Genomic DNA, 3,064 nt, shown 5'->3' with positions numbered 1-3,064 from the left:
TGTCCGGGCGGTTACGTACGGACCCCCCTCCCCCCCCTCCCCCGCCCGGTGCCGCCTTTGAAAAAGGAAACCAAAAAAAACGCTTCTGGGAACTGGGCTTTTCTTTATAGTCCGGCTGCGGCCTTTTTCCTTATAGCCGCGGCAACGCTCATTGCATACGGGCACACCCTCTCTTATCCGTTCCACCTCGACGACATACGGCTCATAGTAAATAACCAGGCGCTGCGGAGTTTTTCCGCCTTCTGGCCCCCCTCTGGCTCACGCGATATCGGCTACCTCTCGTTCGCGCTCAACTACCGGTTCGGCGGGCTCGACGTCTTCGGCTATCACCTGGTAAATACCATCGTCCACTGCCTGAACGGGTTTCTGGTCTGGTGGCTCGTAACGCTCATCTTCCGCAGCCCCGCGATGGAGAGGGCCGGGGGCGGGAAAAACCCGCACATGGGCCGCCTCGTCGCGCTGGCCGCGGCCATGATATTCGTAACCCACCCGGTCCAGACACAGGCCGTCACATACATAATCCAGAGGTTCGCCTCGCTCGCCACACTCTTCTACCTGCTCTCCGTGGCGCTTTACCTCCGGGCGAGGCTTTCACTGTCGGAGGGGGAGGGCTTTCACCGGACCGGGTTCTTCTTTGTCGCCGCCGTTCTTTCCGCGCTCCTTGCCATGAAGACAAAGGAGATTAGCTTTACCCTGCCCTTTGCCATATGCCTCTGCGAGCTTATCTTTTTCAAAGGGGCTGCGCTCAAGAGGTCCCTCTATGTCATCCCGTTCCTTTTAACCCTCCCCGTCATTCCACTGAGCCTTATCCCGCCGGAGGCGGCCGTCGTGGAAGAGGTCGCAATCGCGGGCGGAGAGGTTGCGGAAGCGGCCTCTATCTTCGACGATATAGGCAGCGCGGCGCGGGAGGCGAAAAGTATCTCAAGGGGCTCGTACCTCCTGACGCAGTTCAGGGTAATAACGACCTACACTCGCCTCCTATTCCTCCCCGTAAACCAAAACCTCGACTATGAGTACCCGCTCCGCCATTCCCTCTTCGAGCCGGCGGTCTTGCTGTCGTTTCTTTTTCTCCTTACTATTTTCTCTTTTGCGGTCTACCTCCTTATACGGTCACGCAAGACGGGTAACGGCCACGGCCTTTTAGTATCCTTCGGCATACTGTGGTTCTTCCTGACCCTGTCGGTCGAGTCCTCTATAGTTCCCATAAGGGACGTTATATTCGAACACAGGCTTTACCTGCCGAGCGCCGGTGCGATAGTCGCCTTCAGCGGCGCCGTCTTTTATCTCTTCGATTACGCAGGGATAAAGAAGTCTTGGGCCGCCGCGGCCGTTTTGATCGTGCTTACCGCCGTCCCGCTGGGGGCGGCGGCGTACGCGAGGAACCTCGTCTGGAAAGATCTGGTAAGCCTCTGGGGGGACGTTGTCGCGAAAAGCCCCGGTAACGCGCGGGGTTACAGCAACCTCGGCTACGCCTACTACTACGAAGGCCGCCCGGACGAGGCGGCGTTGAACTTCGAGAAGGCCACGACGCTGAGGCCGGACCTGCCCGAGCCACACTATAACCTCGGGGTCGTCTACTCCATCCGGGGCCGCCATCTCGATGCCGTCGGGGAGTATAAAAAGGCCCTCGCTCTAAAGCCCGACTATGCCCGGGCCCGCAACAAGCTCGGCAACGCCTACTATTTGCTCGGCCGCGTCGACGAGGCGATAGAAGAGTACCGTACGGCCATAAGGATAAGGCCCGGCTTCGCCGAGGCGCATAATAACCTCGGCAACTCCTACGATGCTATAGGGCTCGCCGAGGAAGCCATAAGGGAGTACAAAGAGGCCTTGAACCTCAACCCTTCATACGCCGAGGCGCGCAACAACCTCGGGACCGCCTACGGGAGGAAGGGGCTCCTCGACATGGCCATAACGGAACTTACCGCAGCCGCACGTCTCGCGCCGGACCACGTGGAACCCCACTATAACCTCGCCCTGGCCTACAGGAAAAAAGGGATGAGGGAGGAGGAGATAAGGGAGTTTCAAGAGGTCTTAAGGATAGACCCCGACGACGCCGGAGCACTCAGGTCGCTCCGGGAGTTAGGGGCGGCCCCGCGCCAATGACGCATACGGTCGATATAACATCGCTTGCCTACGGGGGAAAGGGGGTGGGGAGGATCGACGGCAAGGTCGTCTTCGTCCCCTTCACCGCCCCGGGCGACAGGGTGACGGTTGAGGTCGTCTCGGAGAAGAAGGGCTTTTCCGAAGGCGTTTTAGTAGACATACTGAAGCCGTCGGACATTCGTATCTCACCCTCCCCCCCTTCCTGTCCGGTGTTCGGCCGCTGCGGGGGCTGCCACTGGCAGCATATCGAATACGACGCGCAGGTCGAGTGGAAAGGCAAGTTATTCGTCGAGACGCTCAGAAGGATCGGCAAGTGCGAGCTCCCCGATTCAAATCCGCCGCTGCCCCCCCTCCCTTCTCCAAGACCCTTTAACTACCGGTCGAGGGCGCGCTTTCATATGGACGGAACGCACTGGGGCTTCTTCGAGGCGAAGTCGCACACGGTGGTCGATATCGACGAATGCCCGCTCCTGGAGACGCGCTTGAACGACACGTTCCGCGACATAAAGGCGGCCATCGGAGGGGGAGATAACATTCCCCCGCTCCACTCCATGGACCTCGCATTCAGCGGCAGCGACCGTAAGACGGTGGCGGCCTTTTACATAAGCGAGGATACGGAGTTCGACTGGCAGGCCGCCCTCCGGGACATAGCGCACCTCAAGGGTTTCGAAGTACGGCTCAAGAGACCCGAAGGAAGGGGGGGCAGGGGGGGAAGAGGGGGGAGAGGGAAGGAGAAAAGCAGGAAAAAAATTCTCAGCCAGGGCGACACCATCCTCCGTTACGGCGTCGGACCGCTCAGCTTCTCGGCCGCGGTGGGTGTCTTCTCTCAGGCGAACCTCTATCAGAACGAAAGGCTCGTCGAGAGGGTCGTATCCCTCGCCGACCCCGTAGGGAACGAGCGCGTGCTCGACCTCTTCGCCGGCGCGGGCAACCTCACCATACCGCTGGCGAAGCTTGG

Annotated in this window: 2 protein-coding genes; both read left to right on the top strand. The window is 60.0% G+C overall.

What is annotated here, in order from left to right; genetic code table 11:
* Window positions 1–57 precede the first annotated feature (57 nt).
* Window positions 58–2,106, top strand: a complete 2,049-nt coding sequence (locus V3W31_08535) for a tetratricopeptide repeat protein (GenBank protein MEE9614975.1) — start codon at window positions 58–60, stop codon at window positions 2,104–2,106.
* Window positions 2,103–3,064: TRAM domain-containing protein (locus tag V3W31_08530; protein ID MEE9614974.1), on the top strand; the 962-nt coding region annotated here is incomplete at its 3' end. The genes V3W31_08535 and V3W31_08530, both read left to right, overlap by 4 nt.

The sequence above is a fragment of the Thermodesulfobacteriota bacterium genome, assembly GCA_036482575.1.
Taxonomy (GTDB): domain Bacteria; phylum Desulfobacterota; class GWC2-55-46; order GWC2-55-46; family JAUVFY01; genus JAZGJJ01.
The sequence above is the reverse complement of the archived record's forward strand: the minus strand, read 5'-3'. Positions and strand labels throughout refer to the sequence as shown.